The sequence below is a fragment of the Bacteroidota bacterium genome, assembly GCA_025059945.1.
Lineage (GTDB): Bacteria > Bacteroidota > Rhodothermia > JANXDC01 > JANXDC01 > JANXDC01.
The window spans coordinates 23,012-49,015 of sequence record JANXDC010000012.1; the positions used below are offsets into that span (position 1 = coordinate 23,012).

The following is a 26,004-nucleotide window of genomic DNA, read 5'->3' on the forward strand; positions in this document are numbered from 1 at the left end:
GTTACGAGTTATAGGCCCCCAAAGGCTCCCATTTTTCCGGGGAGCGCCACAGGCTTGAAAGCAGAAGCTCCCGGATCATGATGAGTTCTTTCGGCAGCCGGTCATAAAGGCGGATGAAGAGCTCCTCGATATGCAGCATCTCCTGCTTCCACTGCTCCCGGTCGATGCGCATAAGCTCGTAGAAGCGCTCCGGACTGAATGCGAGCTCGCGCCAGTCGAAGTCTTCATAACGGGGCATCCAGCCGACGGGGCTTTCGATGGCGTAAGCCCGACCGTGAACGCGCTCTACGATCCAGCGCAACACGCGCATGTTCTCTCCAAACCCCGGCCAAAGGAAGCGGCCTTGTTCGTCTTTGCGGAACCAGTTGACCCCGAAGATCCGGGGGGGATTGGGCAGTTTACGTCCGAGCTCGATCCAATGCGTGAAGTATTCGCCCATGTGATAGCCGCAGAAGGGGAGCATTGCAAAGGGGTCGCGGCGCACGATGCCGACTTGCCCCGCCGCGGCGGCTGTGGTCTCCGATCCCATCGTGGCCGCCAGAAAGACGCCAAAGTTCCAGTTAAAGGCCTGATAAACGAGCGGAACCGTATGAGAGCGCCGGCCGCCGAAGATGAAGGCGCTGATGGGCACGCCGTTGGGGTTTTCCCATTCCGGATCAACCGACGGGCATTGCCTAATGGGGGCTGTAAAGCGCGCATTCGGATGCGCGGCGGGCCGGCCGCAGTCGGGCGTCCAAGGCTGGCCCTGCCAGTCGATGAGCTCCGGGGGCGGCTCATCCGTCATGCCCTCCCACCAAACGTCGCCGTCGGGGGTGAGGGCGCAGTTGGTGAAGATCGTATTGGCCCGAATCGTCTCCATAGCGTTGGGGTTGGACTTATACGAAGTGCCAGGGGCCACGCCAAAGAACCCCGTCTCGGGGTTGATGGCGTACAGCCGGCCGTCGGGCCCGACGCGGATCCAGGCGATGTCGTCGCCGACCGTAGTCACCTTCCATCCCTCAAAGGCGGCAGGGGGGATGAGCATGGCGAAGTTCGTCTTGCCGCAGGCGCTGGGGAAGGCTGCGGCCACGTAGGTTTTTTCGCCTTGGGGGGACTCCACGCCCAAAATGAGCATGTGTTCGGCCAGCCAGCCTTCCTGACGCGCTAGATAAGAGGCGATGCGTAGCGAAAGGCACTTCTTACCCAGCAGCGCATTGCCGCCGTAGCCGCTTCCAAAGGACCAGATCGAGGGGTCCTCGGGGAAGTGCACGATGTACTTGTATTCCGGGTTGCAAGGCCAGGGCACGTCCCGCTGGCCCGGCTTCAGGGGCGCACCCACGGAATGCAGACAGGGCACAAAGAGACCCGTTTCGCCGAGCACCTCCAGCACGGCCCGTCCCATGCGGGTCATGATGCGCATGTTGACCACGACGTATTCGGAATCCGTAAGCTGAACGCCGATAAGCGAGAAGGGCGACCCAATAGGGCCCATGCTGAAGGGGATCACATAAAGGGTGCGCCCCCGCATTGCGCCGCGGAAGAGCTCCTGCAGGGTTTGTTTCATCTCGTCGGGAGGCATCCAGTTGTTTGTAGGACCGGCGTCCTCCCGACGGCGCGTGCAGATGAAGGTTCGGTCTTCGACGCGGGCCACATCGCTGGGATCGGAGCGGGCTAGAAAACTATTGGGGCGCTTTTCGGGGTTGAGCCGAATGAAAGTCCCTTTTTCCACCAAGCGCTCGCACATCCATTGGTATTCGACCTCGGAGCCATCGCACCAATAAATGCGCTCTGGTTGACAGAGCGCAGCCACCTCCTCGACCCAACCGATAAGACCCCGATGGCGCACATAATAAGGTATGCCGTCGTGCAGGCTACAGCGCCCATCTACTTGGACGAGATAGACGTGGCCCGTGGCCACGGTTTTATCGGCGGCTTGCATCGGATGCACTCCTTTTGGGTTCTGGGTCTGCTCCCTGAAAGCAGGCCAAAGTCCACCAGAAAAGTAACGGCTCTCTGCCCGAAAAGGGCAAACCGCGGGCTGGCCGTGCGGGCCGGCTTTAGCGGTTGCGGGTTCGCCGAGGGCGGGGTGTGGCGCTCATGAGTTCCTGGGTTTTCTGGCGGGGCACGGCCACGATGTGGTGAGAGCGCAGATGTTCAATCAGCAACAAAGGTGAGGGGATCTGCTGGCGGTCGTATTCCAGGGCCACGACCTGACGATCCCGACATACGTTTACCTTGTACACCCCGCGGTAGCTGAGCAGGATCTGCCGGATGCGGTCCCAGGTGTCGGGGCGATCCACGATGAGCACATCTAGCACGAGCACGGCGGTGGATTTGCGATCCAGGCGCCCTTCCTGCTGTTTTGGGCTCGCGGGCGCCACATGGGTCGAGTCCGCAGCCGCCAGGCCTGAAAAAAGAAGCGACAGCAGAAGCGCTCCGAAGTTCATCGCATGAACAGGTAGTTGAGTTTGACCATGAACAAGTTAGCGGGCTCAAGCTGGAAGGTGTCCTGTAGGCTACGCCAGTCGCTTACGAAAAACGTCTGGCCGTTACCCTGTCGCTGTTGAGTCCATACGATGTACAAAACCGAACCGGGCCGAAATTCCCAGCGCAATACAGCGTTCAAATTGAAGTTGCGCCGGTAGAAGTCCTCCACTATGGGATAGCCCGGTACGGGCGCAAAACGATCCGGATCGAGCAGCACGCGGAAGGCCTCGTATCGACCTCGAGCCGTGAAAAGTTGGCTGTATAGCTGCAGGCTGAGCTCCCGCGTCAGCAGCACGCTTCCGCGGAGGCTGATGTCCACCTGTCGGGTTGTGCGATCGCTAAAGGTGCTCAAGTAATAACGGCCGTTTTGCACCTGCGGGAGGGCGGCCCCCAGGGCGGCCCGAAAGATCTGTTCCTGCTCTGCATCGGGGAAGGAAAGCCTGTAGCGGGTGCGACCGCTTTCGATGTGCCAGCCCGAACTGGGCTCATACACATACGTGGCATTGCGCACCCAGGCCTCGACGCGATCAAGCCGGCCTAGCGACACCTCCGGTGAAAGCTCTAGGCGCGTGCCCAAGCGCAGGTTCAGATCCAGGCCCACTTCCCATTCCCGGCGCTGCTTCATGTCCCGGCCGTGTGCGGCGCTAAGCTCCAGCTGAATCGGACGTCGGGGGTCTGTTCGCACCTCCGTGCGGACGCTCCAGCTCATGGGGGGGCGGTAGAGCCCATTACCCCGGCTTTCCCGGTCGTCGTAGCCTCGAAAGAGGTTGTTCAGACTCAGGTTCAGGTTGGCGTTCCAATAGTTGTGAAATTCCCCGTTCAGGTTTGTGTTAAGGTTACTGCCCAGGGGCCGGCGCGCGAAGTTCCACGAATTCCAAAAGAAAGCGCGCATGCTGGCCCGACGGAAGGGGCCGAAGGGTTGGTTGTTGTTGACCAGATGGCCTAGACCCAGGCTCAGGTTGATCAGATCAGGCCGCCGCAGCCGGCCCAGGTCATTGGGGTTGAAGTCGGGGGAGTACATGCGAAACCCGGAGAAAAAGGTCCACACTCCGGAGCGTTTATCAAAACCCGTATGCAGGGCATAGCCGGTCCGGCGTCCGCTTCCCACCTGACGATCCGTAAACGCCGCAGCGCCCGTAAACTGATACCGGTTCTGCCAGAGCCGAAAATCCCAATCAAACCCACCCGCCACGTTATGTCGCCAGGATGCTCCCTGGCTTTGAGGCAGCTCAGCGTAGCTTGTGGCCATAACTCCCACATAGGCGTTTCCGAAGAGTTCTTGCTTGAGCCGAAGGGCGGCGTAGTTCTGAGCGGGCTTGAAGCGATTGCCTGTTACGGCTTCGATGAGGCCGAAGGAAAAACCACCGGCTGAACGGCCCGTGAGCTTAGCCGCCCCGATGATGGGGGCTTTGGAGCCGATGCGGCGCGTATACAACAGGGCGTCCCCCAACCCCCCGAAGGTGTAGTCGAAAATTTGCACCCCCTCCAGAAAGAAGGGGCGCCGCTCCGGAAAGAACGTTTCGAAGGTGGTCAGGTTCAGCTCGGCGGGATCGGATTCGACCTGGCCGAAATCGGGGTTGAGGGTCAGATCCAAGAGTATGTTGCTGGCCAAGCCCAGCTTCGCATCTACCCCTCCGTCGTAGCGCACATCCTGGGGCAGCCGGGTCGGGACGGCAGGCTGCGTCTGGAGTTTGGAAGAGGTATACGGCAGGAGCTGGGCGATGCCTCTCGGCTCAATCTGGCGGATCCCCTCCAGTAGGCCGAAGTGCGAGACGTATCCGCGGACCGTACGGGGGACCATCACCCATTCGGAAACCTCAGCCTTGCGGGGGATCTGGCGCCGGAAGTTGATCCCCCATGTATGCTGCGCTAGCTTTGGGAAACGCAGCTGGCTGTAGGGGATGCGCATTTCAACGGCCCAGCCCCATTCGTGTAAGGCTACCTCCGCCTCCCAGACCGCATTCCAGCTGCGATCCATGCTGCCGAATCCGCCCGGGCCACGTCCCCCGCCCTGGCCGTCGTTGGTGATGATCCCGTCGGCGAGCGTGCCCGCGGCGTTGACGCCGAACACGTAAGCGGTGCGGCGGTCCAGGTAGCTGTCGATGGCCACGTAGAACCAGTCGGCTTGCACCCAATCGTCGCGACGACCCAGCCGGCGCACGATGCGAGCCGGTTCCTGATCGTATAGCCAGGCCGCTATGTAAAGGTTGTTGTCGTCGTAGAGCAAACGCACTTCGGTCCGCTCCGTGGCCGGAGCGCCCTCTACAGGCTCGTATTGAATAAAATCCGTGGTTGGGGGAGCCTCTTGCCAGATGGGCTCCTCCGGTTTGCCGTCGATGCGAGGCGCCGTGGCCGTGCGCACCGCCTGCACGGTCCGTTGGGAGGAGGCGGAGGCGTTTTGCTTGATGCGGTCTGCCTCGCCTGTTAGCAGAAGGGACAGGATGATTCCGTAGATGCCTTGAATGCTCATCATAGGGATCGCGTAGCTAAAGGGTGCACAAAAGTACACGCGGAATTCGCCCCGTATACGCTCATCTTTTCGGGGGCGATCCCGAGTTACAACAAAATTGCAGCTCGAGCCTCAGAGGCGCAAAAAAGAGACTATAGCTACCGAGTCGTCTCTTGGTAAGCTTTTGCGAACAGCCTCCGTTGCGGAGGAGGCCATAAGGCCGTAGATTTTGCTTGGTGCGTAAGCGAGGAGGTTTTCCAGTCATGCTACGGGTTGGGGTTGTCCTGAGCCTGCTGGGCCTGGTCGTGTCGACGGCTTGGGCGCAGACGGGATCGATTCGAGGCCGCGTTGTGGATGCCACCACAGGTGAGCCGCTTCCGGGCGTAAACGTGCTCTTGCGCGGCCTCGGGATAGGCGCTGCCACCGACATCGAGGGCCGTTATAGCTTAGAACGCGTCCCCCCTGGAGAACAGACGCTGGAAGTGCGCTATGTGGGATACCGGACGCAGACGCGCACGCTGCGCGTCGCGGCCGGGCAAGTGATAACGGCTGATTTTCGGCTTGAGCCCACGGCCTTGGAGCTAGGCGAAATCGTCGTAACCGGCGCTGGGGGGCCGGTTGAGAAGCGTAAGCTCGGCAATACGATTGCCACGATCGACGTTGCCGCTCTGCGTGAGGCGCCGATCAAGTCGTTTTCCGACCTGCTGCAGGGTCGCGAGCCCGGCCTCATCGCGCTGCCTTCAAGCGGCATGACGGGTGAGGGCGCGCGCATCCGCATTCGGGGCTCGGCCTCCATGTCGCAGAGCAACGAGCCCGTGGTCTACGTCGACGGGGTGCGTGTGGACAATGGGGGCGGCTGGCCGGGTTTCGTCGGTACCGGCGGCGGGGGATCGCCTTCGCGCCTGGATGATATCAATCCGGAGGCCATCGAGCGCGTGGAAATCCTCAAGGGCGCCGCCGCGGCCACGCTCTATGGAACCGAGGCCTCGCGGGGTGTCATCCAAATCTTTACGCGTAAGGGCGCCGTTGGCCCTCCTCGCTTGAGCGTGCAGTATCAGCAGGGGGCGCTTTTCCCCATCAAGCGTTTCCCCAAGCTGGTCGGTTTCGCCCGGACACAGGCCATCGCGGATACGATGAGCAAGTACTACGGCCGGACGATCCGGCCCTACGAGTTTGTGGCGGACGACTGGCCCAACCGGCTTTTCGAAACGGGTCGCACCTCGACTTTCTCCATGGCCCTATCCGGGGGTACGCCCGGGGTGACGTATTTCCTGAACGTGCGCATGCAGGACGAAGACGGCGTTATGACGGGCAAAAACCTGCCCTACCCGCCGGGCTTCGGGCCCCGGGCCAACGATCTGCTCCGCCGCATCCAGGCCACCTCCACCGTAAATGTCTTCCCCACGGATCGCTTCCAAGTGCGGGCCACAGCGGGCTATACGGATACGCGCTACGAGGTTCCGGACAACAGCAACTCGATCTACGCGCCCCTATCGCGGGCCAACTTCAGCCGTCCGGATCTGGTGCGCTACAACAACCCGACGGGCGTATCGGCTTTCGCTACGGTGCCAGAGGGCTTCCAGCTGCAAATCGCCCAGAATGCCCGGCATTTCAACGGGAGCATTGGACTCAATTATCGGCCTCTGGAGGGACTGACAATAGACGGAACTTTCGGAGCTGATTATTCTGCCACCTTCTCGGAGGAGTTTTGGCCCTTCGGTTGGAATGTCAACCGCTACTCGGGCACGGACGTCGAGGGGCTGCGGGATGTATCCGATCGGAGCCGGCTGGAGCTCACCTTCGATCTAAAGGCCTCTTATCGGCGCCTGCTCACGCCCCAGCTCGAATCGCTGACGATCCTGGGCACCCAGAGCTTCCGCACGCAGACCCTTGTGCGCAGCGGCCGCGGCCGTCGCTTCCCCGGGCCCGGTTTTGAGGTGACGGGCGCCGGGGCCGAACGCGATGCTGCCGAGTTCTATGAGGAGGTCATCAACGCCGGCCTCTTCGGGCAGCAACAATTCGGCTGGGCTGACTTCGCCTTCCTCACCCTTGGAGGGCGCTACGACGCCAATAGCGCCTTCGGCTCCGAGTTCAAGGGTGTTTTCTATCCCAAGGCCTCGCTCTCGATCGTGCCCTCGGATGCGGCCTTCTGGCGGCCCCTGGGTCCGGTCTCCTCACTGCGCCTGCGCGCGGCCCTGGGCCGGTCAGGTCTGCAGCCCGGAGCCTTCGATGCGCTCACCACATTTGGGGCCCTAGCCTCTAACCGGGGACCTGGTGTAGTGCCCCTAAACCTGGGCAACCCCAAGCTGAAGCCCGAGGTTTCAACAGAATGGGAGCTGGGGCTGGATCTGGGCCTGTGGAACGATCGCTTCTCGATTCAAAGCACGTATTGGGACCGGACCGTGCGCGACGCCCTGGTGCCGCGGCAGTTCCCCGTCTCCGGGGGCTTTAGGGCTACGCAGCTAGACAACATCGGCAAGACCCGAGCTCGCGGGGTGGACCTGTCCCTGAACGCCGTATTGGAGCTAGGCCGACAAAGCCAGGCAAACCTATTCGCTACAGCCGCATACCTGTGGGAGCGCGTGATCTCCCTAGGCGGCGCCCCGCCCATCAAGGCCGGGGGAAGCTATCCGCGCTACCGCAATTTCGTCATCGAAGGCTATGCGCCAGGTGCGCACCTGGGACCCAAACTCCGCCCCGTTCCTGCGGGCCGCTACCCGATCGACACCAACCGAGACGGACAGCCCGATACACGTGAGGAGCTGCTCGCCTACCTAGGAAGGCTTACGCCGACGACGGCCCGCCTGGACAACCTGAACGCCTTCGTACTGCTGCTCGATGAGGACGGAGACGGAGACTACCTGGACCATTATCTGGGCAAGCCGCTTCCGGACTGGCAGGGCACACTGGGTGCCAACCTCACGCTCCTGGCCAACTGGCGCCTCTCGGTGCTCTTTGAGTATCAGGCCGGCAACTTCTACGTAAACAACCTCCTGTATGCGTTCCGACAGGCCAGCGCCGCCTATCGGAACCTGCCCGGCGTGGCCGAAGCGGAGCGCGACTTCATCACGGGCGGTGTGGACGCCAACTACCAACCTCAAAACAACCCCGAGGTGCGGCTTAAGGCCCTGGAGCGCTGGCTGTATGAGTTTCTGGACCTGTCGCCCTTCGATGGGCTCAATACGATCAAGCCGGCTGACTTTCTGCGCTGGCGCGAACTTTCGATCGCCTATACCGTTCCCGGCTCATGGGCAAGTCGCATCGGGGCGCGCAGCCTGTCTGTTTCTGTTGCGGTTCGTAACCTATGGCTCTGGACTCGCTACAATGGGCTAGATCCCGAAGTGAACGTCATCGGCCGTGGTTCAGGGGGCAATACGCGCGATGATAACTTCGTCATGGGCGTCGATTACGCGCTGCCGCCCCTTCCGCGCACGGTGCTGTTTACGGTTCGGCTGGGCTTCTAGGAGGGGAGGAATCCGGTATGCGACCTTGGGCTCTATTGGCGGTTGTGATGACGCTCGCAACAGGGTGTGACCTTACCGTCAATAATCCGAATAACCTTTTGGAGAGCGAGCTCGATAACCCGGCCGTTGCCACCTCTCTGGCTAATGGGGCCGAGGCTACGGTCACGCGCGCCCTGGGGGCGATGCTGGGCCCATATTCGACGGCCACCGATGAGCTCACCTGGATCGGATCTCGTCAAGGCTGGCAAGAGCTCGACGAGGGCGGAGTGGATAACCCGTTGAACGAATTCTCGGACGCCGCCTTCCCTTACGTGGCCGAGGCCCGTTGGACGGCTGACGAGGCCATCCGGAGGTTGGAGCGCTTTCAGGCGCAACGGCAGCTCGCCACGCCTGCCGATCTGGTCTGGGCCTATCTGATGGGCGCGATCATCTACACGGCGATCGCGGACATGTTCGACGACTTCGTGCTGGGTGACAGGCAAGAGCCCAAGCCCCCCGTGGGCAAAGCGAACATGCCCACGCTCTACGACAAGGCCATCGAATACACGAGCAAGGCCTTAGCGCTAGCCCAGCAGCTCGGGAACCGCGACCTGCAGCGGGCCGCCCTGGCTTTGCGCGCTCGGGCTCGTTTCAGCAAAGCCCTCTGGACGAAAGCTCGCAACCCCGGATCTAGCCCGCTTGTGAGCGACGCCGGCGCCGATCAGGATGCGCAGGCTGCCTTGGCCCTCATAGGAAACGAGGACTACGCCTTCCGGCTCGTACTGAGCTCGGCCTCTCCTGCCCTGATCGATGGAAACGTAACCTTCACCTCGAACATCAACAGCCGTTTTGAGATCCGGGTGGGAAATAGCTACATCGTGCCTACGGCTGACAATCGGCGCGTGGCCAGTATCCGCCTGCGCGATCCGATTGACAACGTGCCCGATCCCAAGCTTACGGCCGAGATCAACGCCCTTGTGGCGGGCGGCATCTACGGGACGATCACGGTCGCCTCGGCCCGGGAGATGCGCTTGATCTTGGCCGAATCCGCCCTGGCCAAAGGCGATGAGGCAGGCTTTCGCACGCACATCAACGCGATCCGGGCCTTGGACCGACTCAGCCCCTACACGGGACAGATCCCGGCCCTTACGCTGCTTCGGCACATGCGGCGCGTCAACCTCTTTCTGCAGGGCAGGAGGCTGGCCGATCATTATCGATTCGGCGAGCCCTCCCCCGAATGGACGGCTCGCGCCAAGCCCGGCGTTTTCTTCCCCATTACGATCATCGAGCGCCGGGCCAATCCGTACGTACGCTAAATGGAGGGCTTCCGTGCGGCTCGGGTCGGCCTCCGTACCAGGTCAGGCCGGCCCGGGCTGCTGCGATTCGCGCATCCCGCTCTTCTTAAGTATGGGCATCACAGCATGAACATATCCTGGGAGGACTTCGCGAAAGTTGATCTGCGCGTCGGGCGCGTGATGCGCGTTGAGGCCTTTCCCGAGGCGCGCAAACCCGCCTACAAACTCTGGGTCGATTTCGGCCCGGAGATCGGGGTCAAGACCTCCAGCGCGCAGATCACAGACCTCTACGGGCCTGAAGAGCTCCTAGGTCGACTCGTGGTGGGGGTCGTCAACCTGCCCCCGAAGCAGATCGGGCCTTTTCGCTCCGAATGCCTGATTACCGGTTTCCCGGACGAATCCGGACGCGTGGTGCTTTGCGTGCCCGAGCGGGCTGTTCCCCTAGGAAGCCGGCTGTTTTGAGGGCTCTTCGATCGGATCGGAGCGTGGGCAGCTGTAGACCCCGTGGCAGCGCGCGCAATCGCCCGCGATGGGTTTGTCTTGGGTGCGAATAAGCCTCATCATCCCGGTACGAGACGAGGCGGCCTACGTGGAGCCGCTTCTGGAGGCCTTGGACCGCCCCTGGCGCCGTCGATGGGGCCTGGAGGTGATCGCGGTCGACGGCCAAAGTCGGGATGGGACGCCGGATCGGGTGCGTCCTCACGTGGAGCTGCTGCTTGAGCAGGACGGGCAGGAGCCGCCGACGATCGCCGCTGCCCGCAACGCGGGGGCGCGTCGAGCGCGTGGTGCGATCTTGTGGTTTCTCAACGCAGATGTGCGCCTCCCACAGGACCGAGACGGTTTTCTTGCGGCCGCCTTGAAGGCCTTGCAGCGGCATGAGGCCGCCGTCGCTCCGGTTGAGGTGTGGCCGGAGGAGGCCTTTTGGCAAGATCGCCTGATCATGCGGTTTCTTGATGCGTACTATCGCCTGGCCAACCGCATGGGGTTGGGCACGGGCCGCGGGGAGTGCCACTTTGTGCGGCGAGATGCCTTCGAAGCCGTAGGCGGTTACAACGCCGCCTTGGCGGCGGGCGAGGACTTCGATTTGCTGCGCCGATTGCGACGCCGCGGCCCCATCGCCTGGCTCACGGGATGGGCCGTCTACGAATCCCCCCGCCGCTACCGGGCTTGGGGTTACGGCCGGGTGCTGGGTTGGTGGCTATTGAACTCCCTCTCCATCCTCCTGCGGGGGCGCTCCTTCTCCCGGAGCTGGGATCCGGTGCGGTAGCTTGGCGGGTTGCATGTTGGAAAAAACCGGCCCAACTTCTCTCGTGGAAACGCGCCCAGGCGGCGCTGCGTTACAGGCTTGAACCAAATTGGGGGTTTCGTTCTCATGCGGCGATCTTGGTTTTGGGTGTCCCTGTCCGGAGCCCTCATCTTCGGGGTGCTGCTGGGCGCTCGAATCGCGCCCGTCATATCCGGCGACAACACTTTCGAGCAGCTGCGCAAATTCGAAGCCGCCTTCAGTCTGATTAAGCGCAACTATGTAGAGGATATCGACTCGGCCCGGCTTATCGAGGGGGCCATCAACGGGATGTTGGAGCAGCTAGATCCCCATTCCGTGTACATCGACGCAGCCCGCATGCGCTCGGTGCGCGAAAGTTTTGAGGGCAGCTTCGAGGGTATTGGGGTGGAGTTCAACCTCCTGCCCGGGCCCGGAGGCCGGGATACGATCATCGTAATGTCCGTCATACCCGGAGGGCCCAGCGACAAGGTCGGGGTGCTGGCCGGAGACCGCATCGTGGCGATCAATGACTCAAGCGCGATCGGCTATAAACAAGAGGACGTCATCCGCACCTTGCGCGGGCCCAAGGGCACGAAGGTCAAGATCACCGTACGTCGTCCGGGTCTGAGCAGGCTGCTGGAGTTCACGATTGAACGGGATCGGATTCCCTTGTTCACCTTAGATGCGGCCTACATGCTGGATCCCCAGACCGGCTACATCCGCATCAACCGCTTCGCTCGCACTACGCATCAGGAGTTTGTGGAGGCGCTTCGGGAGCTTAAGGCGCAGGGCATGCAGCGGCTTGTGCTTGATCTGCGCGACAATGCCGGCGGGTACCTGGATCAAGCCGTGGAGATCGCCGATGAATTGCTGCCCGCAGGCCGCAAGATCGTCTATACCCGCGGCCGGCTGCGGCAGTTCGAGCAGGAATTCCTCTCTCGGGGCGGTGGCCTCTACGAGTCCGGTCCTCTGATCGTGCTCGTAAATGAAAACTCCGCCTCCGCCTCGGAGATTGTAGCAGGTGCCATACAGGACTGGGATCGAGGCCTGATCGTAGGCCGTCGTACCTTTGGCAAGGGGCTTGTGCAGCAACAATACGAGCTGCCCGACGGTTCGGCGATTCGGGTGACCATCTCGCGCTATTATACCCCCTCCGGGCGCCTCATCCAGCGCTCCTACCAAAACGGCAGGCAAGCCTATTACGAGGAGATCTATCATCGCGGTAACGCGCTGCTCGACGTAAAATCCTTCGCGGAGCACGTGCCGGATTCGTTGAAGTTCAAGACCGCCAAGGGTCGTCTTGTTTACGGCGGTGGTGGGATCCTGCCCGATTATGTGGTGCCCCAAGACACGGCCCGGCTCTTGGTCCAGGCCGATCTCCGCAACAGTCTATCCTATGAGGCCGCGCGCCGGATCGTAGATGAATCGGGTCCTGAGTTGCGCCGACAGTTTGAGCGCGATTTGCGCGCCTTTGTCGAGCGTTACCAAGTGACCGAGCGGGAGCTCCGCATCTACCGACGGATCGCAGCCGAGAAGGGCGTACAGATCGGGGGCTCCTCGGCCGATTCTGGTCCGGATAGCAGCCGGACGCGCTTCTCCGAGGCCGAATTTCAGGCCGCCCTTCCGATAATCAGCACCCGGATCAAGGCCTTCATCGCCCGCCAACTTTGGGGCGTAAGAGCCTGGTATCCGGTGATTCGGCCTCTGGATCGGGATCTGGCCGAGGCGATGCGGCTCTGGGATCAAGCCCGAGCCCTGGCCAGCAACTAGCCGCGCCACCGCCAGAGAAGGGCTGGTCAGGGAGGCGGGGGCTTTAGCACAACTTGCAACTTTTTTGTTCACCCCGCCTCGCGGGGAGGCGTGCTCTTTGGCGCTTGCGGTTCTAAATGTGGGTCATAAAAGCCGAAAAGGGGCGATTGGGGCTTATTTTTTAGCGGAAGCGCACTCTAAAAAGTCGTCTTCACAAAACCGGAGCCTTCTCCGCTCCGCGACCCGTAAGAAGGTGCGGACGTTGACAATCCGGATGAAAAGCGCTATAATGGGCCGCCCAAAGCGAAGCGACCGCTAAAAAACCCAAAACGGAGGAGTTCTTCATGAACCTCACGCCGCTGTTGGTCCTGCTGCAGGGGACCGCCCAGGAAAGCACCATGAACATGCTGGTCCGGTACTTCAACGAAGGAGGGGATTTTATGTGGCCCATCCTCGTCTGCTTGGTACTGGGCCTGGCGATCTTTCTAGAACGCCTCATCAGCTTGAACCTAGCCGACATCAACACGCGCAAGTTCATTCTCAAAGTCAAGGACGCGCTCGAGCAGGGTGGGGTGGATGCCGCCTTGGAGGTCTGCGCCAAAACCCGAGGCCCGGTGGCGAGCATCTTTCAGGCTGGTCTGCTGCGCAGCAACGAGGGCATCGAGGCCGTGGAAAAGGCCGTCATCTCCTACGGCGCCATTGAGATGAGCTTTTTGGAGCGGGGTCTAGTCTGGATCAGCCTCTTTATCTCGATCGCCCCGATGCTCGGTTTCCTGGGCACCGTGATCGGCATGGTGCAGGCTTTTGACGCCATCGAACGCGCCGGAGACATCTCCCCCTCCCTGGTGGCGGGCGGCATTAAGGTTGCGCTTCTGACCACGGTCTTCGGCTTGATCTCGGCCATCATTCTGCAGTTCGCCTACAACTACTGCACCTCCAAAATCGATCGGATCGTCCTGGACATGGACGAGGCCTCTATTGAGCTCATCGACACGCTCGTGCTCATGCAGCAGGGCAAGGGCGTAAAAGAGGCCAAGGCCTAAGGAGGGGTAGACATGGTACAAATCGCCATCTACGTGGCTTTGGCGCTGCTGGGGATCGTGGTCGTGAGCACGATCGCGATGGGCCTCTGGAGTCTGAGTAAGCGCCCATTGAGCCCCATTAGCTTGGTGCCCTTGTTTTCGCCCTTCCTGCTCTTCGGGATTCTGCGCGGGATCGGCTATGAGACGGTCTCAGCGGCCATCTTGACCTTTCTGGTGCTGCTGGCTATCGTAATTTTGACCATGTTGCTCTTCGGGATACGTCGGGCCTTCTAAAAACACAAGGGGGACCTAGGGATGCCGCTAGGAGAACGCCGCAAGCGAACCGAGCCCGAGATTCCCTCGGCCTCGCTAGCGGATATCGCTTTTTTGTTGCTAATCTTTTTCCTTGTGGCCACTACGATCGATATCGACTCAGGTATCGGCATGGTGCTGCCCCCCAAGCTGGAGGAGAACCAGCAGCCGCCACCCATCAAAGAGCGCAATATGCTCAAGATCCTCATCAACGACCAGGGTCAGATCCTGGTTGAGGATCGGCCGATTGTATCGCTTCGGCAGATCCGGGATGAGGTCAAAAAGCACATCATGAACAACGGCCAAGACCCCAACTACGCCGAATCCCCCGAGAAAGCGATCGTCTCGGTCAAAACGGCCCGCAACACCCCGTATCGGGTCTATATCGATGTGCTCGATGAGGTGAAGCTGGCTTACCGTGAGGTGCGCGACATGGTCGCTCGCCAGCGTTTCGGGATGGATTATTTGACATATCGCAACCGTTTTGCCAAAGACGATCCGGAGAAGGATGAAATCCGCAAACTGATCCCACAGAAGATCTCTTTAGCCGAACCAGACCCCGGGACCGGGGGAGGGCAATAGGAGGGCGAGATGGCAACATTCAAGCGCAAAGCCCAGCTCAAACAGGCCATCCCCACGGCTTCGCTGCCGGACATCGTTTTTCTGCTGCTCATCTTCTTCATGGTCTCCACCAAACTGCGCGAGGTCAATCTGCTTGTAAGCTTGATCATGCCCCAGGCCGAGGAGATCGAGAAGATCGAGCAAAAGCGCCTTATTTCCTACATTTGGATCGGCAAGGAAAAGGGCACCGGACAGTATCGCGTACAGATCGACGACGCGCTGGTGGAGATCCCGGAGATCCGGCATATCATGTACAAGAAGTTGCTTGAGGAACCCCGCCTGATCGTCTCGTTGCGCGTGGACCGCGACGCGCCCATGGGGCTTGTAACGGACGTGCAGCAAGAGCTGCGCGAGGCGGGCACGCTGCGAATCAACTACTCCACCAAGCGTCAGGCGGCCACGTAAAGGCGGCGTTGAGGAACGGAACCGTTAGGGCGAACCGGAGTGGGTTCGCCCTTTTTTTCGTATGTGTGAGGGGCTATGTCGCATCTCGAGCTTTTGCCCATCCTACAGGAAGCTCTGCGGGAGCTCATGCGACGGTGGACGGAGGGGCTGCCCCCTGAGGCGGAGCATGCTAGCCTGGTGCCGACTGAGCCAGCCTCAGAGCTTTTACGGGAGCTCGCCTTGCGCTTGGCCGATTCTTATCCCTTTGGGCATCCGCATTATGCTGCGCAGATGCTCAAACCTCCCCACCCCATCGCGTGGGCGGCCTACGCGCTGGCGATGGTCGTTAACCCCAACAATCACGCCCTGGATGGAGGACCGGCCACCACGTATCTGGAGCGGGAGGCGGTTGCGCAGCTGGCCCGTCTAGTGGATTGGCCCGAGTTTCTGGGCCATCTTACCGGAGGGGGCACGGTGGCGAACTTGGAGGCGCTCTTCATCGCCCGGGAGCTCCATCCGGAGCGCGCCGTGGCCGTCGGGGATAACGCCCACTACACGCATCGCCGCATGGCCCACCTGTTGGGCCTGCCGGTTGCGGCGATCCCCATGGGGGCTGACGGGACGATGGCTCTGGAGGCCCTAGAGGCGGCGCTCCGAACCGGGCGGATCGGAACCGTCGTCGCCACGCTGGGCACGACCGGCATGGGGGCTTTGGATCCCATCCATGAGATCTTGAGGCTCGCCCGCCGCTATGGGGCTCGGGTGCATGTCGACGGCGCCTACGGGGGCTACTTTGCGCTGCTGGCCCGCCGGAACCCGCCCGAGGTGGATCCAGAGCCCTTTCGGGCCCTTGTGGAAGTGGACTCCTTTGTCGTGGACCCTCACAAGCACGGCCTTCAGCCCTACGGATGCGGGGCCGTCCTGTTTCGCGATCCCAGCGTGGGCCGGTTTTATCGGCACGACTCCCCATATACGTACTTCACCTCTCGGGAGCTGCACCTAGGAGAGGTGAGCCTGGAGTGCTCCCGAGCCGGGGCCGCGGCCGCCGCCCTGTGGACCACGCTGCGGGCTTTTCCGCTGGAGCCCGATCGCGGCATGGGGCCTGTTTTGGCCGCTTGCCGTCGAGCTGCGCAAGCTTTTTACGAGAAGCTGGAACGCTCCGAGCGGCTGCGCCCTGTGCTTCGCCCCCAGTTGGATATCGTGCTATTCGGGCTGCGCCGAAAGGGAAGCGCCTCGGAGCTCAGCGCGGCTCATGAAGCTCTTTTTCAGAACGCCAGCCATAGGCGCCCTCCCGTCTATGTCGGATTGTACCGAGCGCCCAGCTTATGGCTGCGGATGCACTGGCCCGATTTAGAGCCCGATGCTCCGGAGACCCTCGTGCTGCGCGCCGTGCTCATGCGACCGGAGCAGGAGCAATGGATCGGCTCGCTGCTAAGGGCCCTGGAGGCCGCCGCGCCCGAGCTTTAGGGTCCCTCAATGGCCAGAAGCTCGATCTCGAAGGTCAGTTCTTGTCCCGCCAGGGGATGGTTAGCGTCCAGCACTACGTACTGATCCGTAACCTCCAGCACCGTTACAAGGAAGCTCTGCGTCTGGGCTTGCAGTTGGAGCTGTTGCCCCGGGTATACCTGCAGATCCGGGGGTACCTGGGAGCGGGGCACGTGATAGATCAGATCCTCGTCATACGGCCCGTAGCCCTCTTCAGCGGGTATGGTGACCCGTTTTCGCTCCCCCACTGCCATTCCCAAAACAGCTCGTTCAAATCCGGGGATCACCTCCTGAGCGCCGAGTAGAAACTCCAGGGGAGGGCCGCCCAGGGAGGAGTCGAATATAGATCCGTCTTGTAGGGTGCCCGTATAGTGGACCCTCACGCGGTCTCCAAGCTGCGCAACATGGGCCATTGGGAAAGGCTCCTGTTTGGGTTAAGGGGTGATGCCGAAAGAAACGAAAAAAATCGCGATAAAGCGAGCTATGCGCTTTGTTTTGCAAAGGGAATATCCAATCGACCTGCCTTGGTTGCATTTTTCGGGGACCTTGTTCTATTGTTAGACGTTTCCGCCCAAGAAAAGCCAGGAGGTGCGCCCATGCAACGTCAAAGGCTTCGGGGAGGTCTGTTTTTTGTGCTGCTTCTTACCACCACCGCCGCTGGGCAACGGCCGCTTTTCTTGCCCCTGAACACCGTCGCGCCCCCGCGGTCGGATACGGTGCGTACGCCCACGCCGGTCTGGAGTGATGCCGAAATCCAACTACGACTGGCTCACTTGTATCGGCTCTATGCCAACGTGCTTACCTATCGGGCCTCTGGCAACGTGGAGCAGGCGGAGCTGTTTCTGGAGCAAGCCATGGAGGCCCTGCGGCAGCTGGCCAAAGCTCCGGGCATCGAGCAGGACCGGCGCTTTGGCGAGGTGTACCGGGCGATCGTGGCGGAGTATGAGGACTACTACGGGCCGGATTCGCTGCTGGAACAGCGAGGGGATATCTACGCGCTCCGAGATGCGCTCTTTGAGGCGGTAGAAAACAACCTGCCCGCGGATTGGATCGAGACGTTGCGCATTCCAGAGGAGGGCATCTGGCGACGCTCCCAGGTACCCCTGGAAATCAACTGGCAGGTAAAACAACACATCGCCTACCTGCTGCGTACCGCTAGCCGGCATCTAGAGCACTGGCTGGTGCGTATGCAGACGTACTTTCCTATGATCGAACGTATCTTCGCCGAAGAAGGGGTGCCGGATGAGCTCAAGTACTTGGCCTTGATAGAGAGCGGGCTAAACGTACATGCCCGTTCCCGGGCTGGGGCCGTAGGGATGTGGCAGTTTATCCGCAGCACCGGTTTTCTATATGGGCTGCAAGTGGATCACTGGGTTGATGAGCGTCGAGACCCCGAAAAAGCCACGCGAGCGGCCGCTCGACATCTCAGGGATCTATACGCCACGTTTGGGGATTGGCATCTGGCGATCGCGGCCTACAACTCCGGCGTGGGCAACGTACAACGGGCTATCCAGCGCGGCGGGGTGCGCAACTTCTGGGCCATTCAGCCTTTTCTGCCCCGGGAGACGCGCAACTACGTGCCCGCCTACATTGCGGCAGCTATACTATGCTCCCAGCCCGAAGCCTTCGGATTACGGGCCTCGGAGCGAGGGCCAGCCTTTCAATATGACTGGGTCCAGGTGGAAGCCCCCCTTCCGCTTACTATCCTAGCAGAATGCGCGGGAACAGACCTAGAGACCCTTCGCTGGCTCAATCCCGAGCTGTTGCGCGGTCGCGTTCCCCCAGGTCGCCTCAATTACGCGCTTCGCATCCCCAGTGGTCGGGCCTCAGCCTTTCAACAGGCCTACGCGCAGCTACCGGAATCGCTTAAGCAGGCTATGCTTGTACACGTGGTGCAGCGCGGAGAAACCATCGGCCGACTGGCCCGGCAATACGGGGTCACGATTCGGGCCATTCGAGAGGCCAATGGATTGGAGCAGACAAGCCGGCTCAGCCCCGGACAGCGGCTGCTGATCCCGGCTAGCTCCTCAGAGTCCCCGTTTCGATTGGCTTCCTGGGAGGTTAGCCCTGCCACAACAGCGTCCGCCCCAGAGTCCGCCCCAGAATCCCAGGTTCGCCACCACACGGTCCGGCGCGGAGAGACCCTCTCGGCAATCGCTCGGCGTTACGGGGTCTCCATAGCCCAGCTGCGTCAATGGAATGGGCTTGCCTCCAACAGGCTGCGCGTGGGTCAACGCCTTCTGATCGCCCCCCCCGAGGAGCGTTCGCCCTCGGCTAGCCGGAGCTCCGGTCAGCTGGTTCGCTATCGCGTCCAAAGAGGCGACACGCTGCTGGAGATCGCCCGCCGCTACGGGGTCTCGGTCGAGCAGCTCAAAGAGTGGAACAGGTTGCGTGGCAACCAGATCCGCGCCGGCCAGCTGCTGCGCATCTACCGCAGCTAACGTCTCTGTAACGATTCCGTCGCGCCCCCGGGGCCGATTGCTTCTGTCGGCTAAAGGGGCTACTTTTACTTGTTGCCGCATGAAAAGACCGCTTAGCGGTAGGAGGAAAGCGTGATACACCGCACATGGAGAGGCCTCGCGGCCCTGATGCTGGGGGGTCTCGTGCTTCTCGGATTCGGGGGCTGCTCCGGTGATCCCAACGTCGAAGGGGCCAAACTCAACCTGCGCCAACAGGATTATGCTAAGGCCCTTGAAAACCTAGACAAGGCGCTCCAGAAAAACCCCCAAAACGCAGAGGCCTGGAGGCTTAAAGCGCAGACGCTAGTGGAATTGGCTCGGCGTGAGCAAGACTTCAACAAGCACTTCGAGCTCGCCACTCAGGCAAAGGAGGCGCTAGATAAAGCCAAGGAATTGATCCTTCAGGATCCCAAAGCCGCAGGGCTAAAACAGGAGGTCGATAACCTCTACAAGATCGCCTGGGCCTACGAATTCAACCGGGCCGCGCAGGCCTTTCAGCGGGGCTCGGCAGACAACCGAGAACCCTTCATAGAGGCCGCGCAGGGCTTCGAGCTGGCCGCTATGTGGCAGCCAGACAGCACCGTCAACTACATCAACGCCGCCTATGCCTACATCAACGCGCAGCGGCCGGAGAAGGCCATCGCCCCGCTGGAGAGGGCCCTCCAGAAGGGGGAGAAAGATCCCCAACTGCTCATGCTATTGGCTGAGCTGTATGTGACGGGGGGTCGTGTGGAGGATGCGATTCAGTTCTTAAAAGCCCAGCGGGAGCGTAATCCGGATAATGCGGATCTGCTCACGGCCCTGCTAAACGTTTACATCCGCGCCGATCGGGTGCACGAGGCCGTGGATCTCTTCGCCGACGCGGTGCGGCGTAATCCGCAAAACGCGGTCTACCGCTACAACTACGGCACACTCCTGCTGCAAATGGACCGTTACGAAGACGCCATCCGCGAGCTATCTGAGGCCTTGCGCCTGGACCCGAACTACGAAAACGCTTACTATAACCTAGGGGCGGCTTACCAAAACCAGGCTGCGGAGCTCTTCCGGCAGGCCGAAGATCTGGAATCCGAGGCCCGAAACAAGCTGCGTGAGGAGCTGGCGAAACCGCGCCTGACGGAGCGACAGCGCCGAGCTGCCGAGCAGGCCTTTGATGAGCAGGCCAAAAAGGCCGAGGCGCTTCGGCAACAGGCGGATGAGCTGCTACGCAAGGCGCTGCCCTACCTGGAGCGGGCCCATCGATTCAAGCCCGAAGATGAGGGCATCTGTTTAGCCTTATTCCGCGCCTACGCGCGGCTCAACATGCTTGACAAGGCTAAGGAGATGGCCAAGTGCGCCAAAGTGGACATCGAAAATCTGGAGGGGGGGCGCAATAATTAGGTGAGCCCCATAGGGTGCAGATCCCCTCGCTCTCATAACAGACCCCGCATCCGCAGGATGCGGGGTTTTTTGCGGCCTTTTGAGTTCTCGCGCCAGGATCGATAAACTTCCTCGCGATCTCTCTGGCAATAGCAGAAGGAGTCCGGCTATGCAATTCGCCACCAAGGCCGTGCACGCAGGGCAGCGTCCAGATCCCACGACGGGCGCCATCATGACCCCAATCTATCAGACTTCAACCTACGTCCAAGAGGCCCCCGGTGTGCACAAGGGCTATGCATATGCGCGCGTAAGCAATCCCACGCGCACCGCACTGGAGGAAAACCTGGCCGCTTTGGAAGAGGCGCGTTTTGCGGCCGCCTTCGCCTCCGGCTGCGCCGCCATCGATGCCATCTTAAGGCAGCTCAATCCGGGCGATCACGTCATCGCCACCGATGACCTGTATGGGGGCACCTACCGGCTGTTTCGCACCGTTTACGAGCGCTTCGGTATCACGTTCGGCTTCGTGGACATGACCGACCCTGCGGCCTTAGAGGCCGCCTGGAGGCCCAATACGCGCCTAATCTGGGTGGAGACCCCTACAAATCCGCTTTTAAAACTCATCGATATCGCGGCCATCGCCCAGATCGCTCGCGCCCGTGGGGCTGTTGTCGTCGTGGACAACACCTTCGCCACCCCCTACTTGCAGAATCCCCTGACGTTAGGGGCCGATCTTGTGGTGCATTCTGCTACGAAATACCTCGGGGGGCACTCCGACGTCATCGGAGGGGCCGTTATGACAAATGACGAGCGCTGGATCGAAGGCCTGCGCTTTCAGCAGAAGACCACGGGCGCCGTGCCTGGACCTATGGACTGTTTTCTTGTGCTGCGCGGCGTGAAGACGCTGCATGTGCGCATGGAGCGGCATTGCCAAAACGCGCAGCTTATCGCGGAATTCTTGGCCCATCACCCCAAAGTGGCCTCGGTGCGGTATCCGGGCCTGAGCTCCCATCCGCAACACGAGCTGGCGCGGCGTCAGATGCGCGGCTTTGGCGGTATGGTCTCTTTTACGCTCAGGGACGATAGCCTAGAGGCCGCCATCCGGGTGCTTTCGAGCACAAAGCTCTTCGCGTTGGCCGAAAGCCTAGGTGGGGTGGAATCGCTCATCGGACATCCGGCTACTATGACGCATGCCGCGATTCCGCGCCAAGAGCGGATCCGGGCCGGGCTCACGGATTCCCTGATCCGGCTTTCGGTGGGCATCGAGGACGCAGAGGACCTCATCCGAGACCTGGATGAAGCCCTAAGCCGGGCCTAGAGCGTGGAGTTGCGCATAGAAGGGCTTTCCGTCGCGCTGCCCACAGCCGCAGGCTGGAAGTGGGTGCTGCGCGAAATTTGGCTACGCATCGGCCCGGGCGAACGCATAGGCCTTTGGGGCCCATCGGGAGGCGGCAAATCCCTGTTGCTGCGCGCCGCTTTAGGGCTTCTGCCCGAGGGCGCACGGTGGGAGGGAGAGGTGTACTGGGACGGTCGCCCGCTGCGCCTGCTTTCGGCCCGGGAGCGATGCGCTTGGTTGGGCCGCCGCATTGGGGTGGTCTTTCAGGAGCCGCTTTGGACGCTCGATCCGGTTCGGCGCTGCGGGGCGCAGCTTGCCGAGCTTGTGCGGCTTTACAAGGGTCGGCTTTCGGGGGCACGCCTGCGCCAAGAGCTTTACAGGCGCCTGGCGGAGGCGGGACTGGAGGAGCCGGAGCGCATAGCGCGCCGCTATCCGCATGAGCTCTCCGGTGGCCAGCGGCAGCGCTTGAGCCTGGCTTTGGCGCTAGCCGGTGATCCGGAGCTGCTTGTGGCCGATGAGCCGACCACGGCCTTGGATGTGCTGGCGCGTGCGGCTTGGCTCAAGGCCGTCGGGGAGCTCGCCCGAGGACGGGCCATGAGCCTATGGGTGGTTTCGCACGATCCGGATGTGCTGCGTCGGTCCGTTGAGCGCGTTTGGCGCCTTGAGGAGGGAAGGCTCATTGAGGAGCGCCCGGCCCGAAAGTTGCCGACCGTGTTCACGGTCGAAGGCCGGCGGCCGGAGGAGCCCTGGCTTCCTCCTAAATATCCGTTATTGCAAGTGGAAAACCTACACGTTCTTTATCCCGCACATCGCGGCTCACCTGGAGCTGTGCACGCTGTGCGCGGGGTCAGCTTTAGTTTGGGCGCAGGCGAAATACTGCATCTTGTAGGGCGTTCCGGATGCGGCAAAAGCTCCCTATTGCGGGCCATTCCGCGCCTGATCGAGCCCTCCAAGGGAGAGGTGTGGCTGCGCGGATGTCCTGTGCGCGCTCTGGAGGGAGAGGCTTTGCGCGCTGCGCGGCGTCAGATGCCGATCGTTTTTCAGGATCCGTACGCCTCTCTAAATCCGCGCCTTACGGTGTGCGAGCAGCTCCTGGATCCCATGCGCGCCGCCCGCATAGGGCGTTCCGAGCGGGAGCGCCTGGCTCGGGCCGAGGCCCTGCTTCTGAGCGTGGGCCTGGAGCCCGAGATGCTCAACCGCTATCCCGATGCCTTTTCCGGCGGCCAGCGCCAGCGCTTGGCCATCGCCCGGGCTTTGGCCACTGAGCCGCCTTTTTTGCTCTGCGATGAAGCCCTGAGTGCTTTGGATGCGGAGCTACAGGAGCAGTTTGTGGCCCTCTTCAGCAGGCTGCGGGCTGAGCGCAGGCTAAGCCTGCTTTTTGTCACGCATGATTTTCGGTTGGTGCGCGCCCTAGGCGGGCGCGTGGCCGTGATGGCCGATGGCGAACTGGTGGAGATGGGTCCGGTTGAGGCCCTATGCGCTCATCCCCGCCATCCGGAGACGCAGCGGCTTCTAGAGGCCGCTCGCTGGTTGGCCGCCTAGTTCTAGCGCGGAAATGGCCTTGGGCGTTATTTTTGGAGGGCCGAAGATCAGGTTCATCGCCTCACTTCTTGGGCTCAATACCCCAGACAGCAGGAAACGCGCATGGAGAGCACAACCCTTCCGAAAACCTACGAACCCCTTCAGGTGGAGCCGCGCTGGTATCGCTTTTGGAAGGAGGGCGGGTTCTTTCGGGCCGTTCCGGACCCCTCCCGGCCCGCCTGGGCCGTGATGATGCCCCTTCCGAACGTGACCGGCGAGCTTCACATCGGGCATGCGCTCAACAACACGCTTCAAGACGTTCTTACGCGCTTTTACCGCATGCGGGGCTATAACGCCCTCTATCAGCCCGGCACCGATCATGCGGGCATCGCCACGCAGAACGTGGTCGAGCGCTGGCTGGCCCGCCAAGAGGGCCTTACCCGGGAAGACCTGGGCCGGGAGGGTTTTCTGGAGCGGGTCTGGCAGTGGGTCGAGAAATACGGCGGCATCATCTACGGCCAGCTGGAGCGGCTTGGGGCCTCCTGCGATTGGGAGCGCAAGAAGTTCACCTTGGACCCGGACTACTACGATGCGGTCCTGGAGGCTTTTGTGCGGCTCTACGAGAAGGGCCGCATCTATCGCGGCAAGCATATGGTCAACTGGTGCCCCCGATGCCGCACCACGATCTCGGACCTAGAGGTAGAGTACGAGCCCACGCAAGCCGAGTTGTACTACGTGCGTTATGCGGCCGCCGACGGCTCCGGGGATGCCCTTTGGGTGGCCACGATCCGACCCGAAACGATTCCGGCCGACGTGGCCGTGGCCGTCTCTCCAGAGGACGCGCGCTACCGCTCCTGGATAGGCCGCGAGCTGATTGTGCCCCTGGGGGGGCGACGCGTGCCCGTGATCGCGGACCGACGCGTGGATCCGAGCTTCGGCACCGGGGCGCTTAAGATCACCCCGGGACACGATCCCCTGGACAACGAAATCGGTCGGGAGCACGGCCTGGAGTCGCTGGTCGTGATCGACGAACAGGGGCGCATGCTGCCGGAGGCCGGACCGGAGCTAGCCGGACTAGATCGCTTTGAGGCCCGCAAACGGGCTGTGGAGCTTTTGCGGGCCCGGGGGGCGCTGTGGCGCCAGGAGCCCTATCAGACGAACGTGGGCACTTGTGATCGCTGCCACACAGTGATCGAGCCCTACTTAAGCGAGCAGTGGTTTTGCGATGTCTCCGAGATGGCCGCCCGCACGGCCGAGGCCATCCGCACAGGGCGCGTGCGCTTTTATCCGGAACGCTGGGCCCGGGTGGCGCTGGAGTGGCTGGCCGGCATCCGCCCTTGGGTCATCTCGCGTCAGCTTTGGTGGGGGCATCGGATCCCGATTTATACTTGTTTGGCCTGCGGCCACCGGATGGTGCAGAAGCATCCCCCGGCGCGGTGTGCCCGCTGTGGCGCCTCGGACTGCGAGCAGGATCCGGACGTGCTGGACACCTGGTTTAGCTCCGCGCTCTGGCCGCTGGCTACCTTGGGGTGGCCGCATGAGCGCGAGGAGCTGCGCTACTTCTACCCCACGAGCGTGCTCGTAACGGGCCGCGATATCCTTTTCCTCTGGGTCTGCCGGATGATCATGTTCGGGCTGGAGTTCCGGGGCGAGGTGCCGTTTCGAGAGGTCTACATCAACCCGACGGTCATGGACCTACAGGGACGGCGCATGTCCAAGTCCCTGGGAACGGGTGTCGACCCGATGGAGGCGATCAACAAGTACGGGGCCGATGCGTTGCGCCTGGGGCTGCTCGCTCGGTGCTCTCAGACGCAGCAGGATCTGCGCTTCGACGAGAAGATGATCGCCGACATGCGCACCTTCGCCAACAAGATCTGGAACGCTTTTCGGTTTCTGGCCCTGCACATGGAGGAGGGCCGTCTTTATCGACGCGAGCGCTCCTTTGCGGAGCTGGAGCTGGTAGAACGCTGGATGCTGGACCGGCTCAACCGGCGCATCCCGGAGCTCACGCGCGCCCTTGAGGAGTATCGCTTCAACGAGGCCGTGCACCTCCTCTACGAGCTCATCTGGAACGATTACTGCGACTGGTACCTGGAATTGATCAAGCCCCGGAGTTTCGAGCCCATGGAGCCGGACCGGCTGGCTCTGGCCATAGAGATCTTCGAGTCCCTCATGGCGCTTCTGCATCCCTTTATGCCCTTTGTGACCGAGGAGGTCTGGCAGCGGCTAAGGGTTCGGTCTGCGGGGGAGGCCCTCATCAGGGCCTCTTGGCCAGAAGCGCGGGCCGAGGAGACGGATGCCGAGGCGGCCCGGCGCTTTGCGCAGCTGCAGGAGCTCATCTCGGCCCTGCGTGCGCTACGGGCCGAGATGGGGCTAGCCCCTAAGGCCGCTATAAGCCTGTATGTGCGCACACGAGCCGATGCGGTTTTTGCTGAGGTGCTGCGTCAACACCGATCGTACCTGGAGCGCTTGGCCGGAGCCCAGCTGCTCGACGTCGGTCCAGAGGTGCGGCGTCCGCCTGAGAGCGCCCTACTGGTCTTGCGCCGCAGCGGGGGGCATGAGGCCTATGTGCCTCTATCGGGCCTAGTGGACCTGCGCGCGGAGCAAGAGCGCATCCAAAAGGAGATCCTACGCCTGGAGGGCCTGTTGGCTCAGGCGAAGGCTAAACTTGCCAACGCCGACTTCTTGTCCAAAGCCCCCGCGGAGGTTGTGGAGCGGGAGCGACAGAAGGCGGCCAGTCTACAGGAGGCCCTTGAGCGGCTACGCACCGCTTATGCGCAGCTAAGCTAGCCCGCGTTGCCTGCTGCCCTCTATCCGCCGTAGTTTGGCGAAAAGTGAGGAGTCA

19 protein-coding genes are annotated in these 26,004 nt (G+C 61.9%); 15 read left to right on the top strand and 4 right to left on the bottom strand.

The genetic code is table 11. The features are described from left to right. Window position 1 precedes the first annotated feature (1 nt). From NZ993_07145 to NZ993_07155, 3 genes are all read right to left on the bottom strand, one after another. Window positions 2-1,918 carry a phosphoenolpyruvate carboxykinase (GTP) gene (locus tag NZ993_07145; protein MCS7155565.1) on the bottom strand — a complete coding sequence of 639 codons (1,917 nt, stop codon included), beginning with the start codon at window positions 1,916-1,918 and terminating at the stop codon, window positions 2-4. 118 nt (window positions 1,919-2,036) lie between these two features. Further along, window positions 2,037-2,426: a hypothetical protein gene (locus NZ993_07150; protein ID MCS7155566.1), complete on the bottom strand. Its 390-nt coding sequence runs from the start codon at window positions 2,424-2,426 to the stop codon at window positions 2,037-2,039. Further along, window positions 2,423-4,939 carry a carbohydrate binding family 9 domain-containing protein gene (locus NZ993_07155; protein ID MCS7155567.1) on the bottom strand — a complete coding sequence of 839 codons (2,517 nt, stop codon included), beginning with the start codon at window positions 4,937-4,939 and terminating at the stop codon, window positions 2,423-2,425. Before NZ993_07155 ends, NZ993_07150 begins: the two co-directional genes overlap by 4 nt. A 239-nt stretch (window positions 4,940-5,178) precedes the next feature. Here NZ993_07155 and NZ993_07160 point away from each other — a divergent pair, with 239 nt between their 5' ends. The 10 genes from NZ993_07160 (at window position 5,179) to NZ993_07205 (ending at window position 16,472) form a co-directional block, all read left to right on the top strand. Next, complete coding sequence (locus NZ993_07160) at window positions 5,179-8,379, top strand: SusC/RagA family TonB-linked outer membrane protein (GenBank protein MCS7155568.1); 3,201 nt, start codon at window positions 5,179-5,181, stop codon at window positions 8,377-8,379. 17 nt (window positions 8,380-8,396) lie between these two features. Further along, window positions 8,397-9,674, top strand: coding sequence for a hypothetical protein (locus tag NZ993_07165; GenBank protein ID MCS7155569.1), 1,278 nt, complete (start codon window positions 8,397-8,399; stop codon window positions 9,672-9,674). Between the two features lie 105 nt (window positions 9,675-9,779). Next, window positions 9,780-10,115 carry a tRNA-binding protein gene (locus tag NZ993_07170; protein MCS7155570.1) on the top strand — a complete coding sequence of 112 codons (336 nt, stop codon included), beginning with the start codon at window positions 9,780-9,782 and terminating at the stop codon, window positions 10,113-10,115. A 67-nt stretch (window positions 10,116-10,182) separates the two neighbouring features. Then, window positions 10,183-10,920 (top strand): glycosyltransferase, encoded by a 738-nt coding sequence (locus NZ993_07175; GenBank protein MCS7155571.1) that lies wholly within the window; start codon window positions 10,183-10,185, stop codon window positions 10,918-10,920. 105 nt (window positions 10,921-11,025) lie between these two features. Next, window positions 11,026-12,687, top strand: coding sequence for a S41 family peptidase (locus tag NZ993_07180; GenBank protein ID MCS7155572.1), 1,662 nt, complete (start codon window positions 11,026-11,028; stop codon window positions 12,685-12,687). 323 nt (window positions 12,688-13,010) lie between these two features. After that, window positions 13,011-13,709 carry a MotA/TolQ/ExbB proton channel family protein gene (locus tag NZ993_07185; protein ID MCS7155573.1) on the top strand — a complete coding sequence of 233 codons (699 nt, stop codon included), beginning with the start codon at window positions 13,011-13,013 and terminating at the stop codon, window positions 13,707-13,709. A 12-nt stretch (window positions 13,710-13,721) separates the two neighbouring features. Continuing rightward, window positions 13,722-13,982, top strand: a complete 261-nt coding sequence (locus NZ993_07190) for a hypothetical protein (protein ID MCS7155574.1) — start codon at window positions 13,722-13,724, stop codon at window positions 13,980-13,982. 21 nt (window positions 13,983-14,003) lie between these two features. After that, window positions 14,004-14,582: a biopolymer transporter ExbD gene (locus tag NZ993_07195; GenBank protein ID MCS7155575.1), complete on the top strand. Its 579-nt coding sequence runs from the start codon at window positions 14,004-14,006 to the stop codon at window positions 14,580-14,582. Between the two features lie 9 nt (window positions 14,583-14,591). Continuing rightward, complete coding sequence (locus NZ993_07200; GenBank protein MCS7155576.1) at window positions 14,592-15,026, top strand: biopolymer transporter ExbD; 435 nt, start codon at window positions 14,592-14,594, stop codon at window positions 15,024-15,026. 75 nt (window positions 15,027-15,101) lie between these two features. Next, window positions 15,102-16,472, top strand: coding sequence for an aminotransferase class V-fold PLP-dependent enzyme (locus tag NZ993_07205; GenBank protein ID MCS7155577.1), 1,371 nt, complete (start codon window positions 15,102-15,104; stop codon window positions 16,470-16,472). Here the strand turns inward: NZ993_07205 and NZ993_07210 are convergent. After that, window positions 16,469-16,903, bottom strand: a complete 435-nt coding sequence (locus NZ993_07210) for a peptidylprolyl isomerase (protein ID MCS7155578.1) — start codon at window positions 16,901-16,903, stop codon at window positions 16,469-16,471. The genes NZ993_07205 and NZ993_07210 overlap by 4 nt on opposite strands. Window positions 16,904-17,086: 183 nt before the next feature. Between NZ993_07210 and NZ993_07215 the strand changes: the two genes are divergently transcribed. The 5 genes from NZ993_07215 to NZ993_07235 all read left to right on the top strand — a co-directional run bounded on the left by NZ993_07215 (window position 17,087) and on the right by NZ993_07235 (window position 25,949). Continuing rightward, a complete protein-coding gene (locus tag NZ993_07215; protein MCS7155579.1) occupies window positions 17,087-18,931 on the top strand; it encodes a LysM peptidoglycan-binding domain-containing protein in 1,845 nt (614 codons plus the stop codon). A gap of 111 nt (window positions 18,932-19,042) precedes the next feature. Beyond that, complete coding sequence (locus tag NZ993_07220; protein MCS7155580.1) at window positions 19,043-20,326, top strand: tetratricopeptide repeat protein; 1,284 nt, start codon at window positions 19,043-19,045, stop codon at window positions 20,324-20,326. 148 nt (window positions 20,327-20,474) lie between these two features. After that, entirely contained in the window at window positions 20,475-21,620 is a 1,146-nt protein-coding gene (locus NZ993_07225) for a cystathionine gamma-synthase (GenBank protein MCS7155581.1), read from the top strand. A 3-nt stretch (window positions 21,621-21,623) separates the two neighbouring features. Further along, the gene (locus NZ993_07230) at window positions 21,624-23,180 is read left to right on the top strand and encodes an ABC transporter ATP-binding protein (GenBank protein ID MCS7155582.1); all 1,557 of its coding nucleotides are present in this window, start codon (window positions 21,624-21,626) and stop codon (window positions 23,178-23,180) included. 102 nt (window positions 23,181-23,282) lie between these two features. Continuing rightward, window positions 23,283-25,949 carry a valine--tRNA ligase gene (locus NZ993_07235; protein ID MCS7155583.1) on the top strand — a complete coding sequence of 889 codons (2,667 nt, stop codon included), beginning with the start codon at window positions 23,283-23,285 and terminating at the stop codon, window positions 25,947-25,949. The last annotated feature ends 55 nt before the right edge of the window (window positions 25,950-26,004 follow it).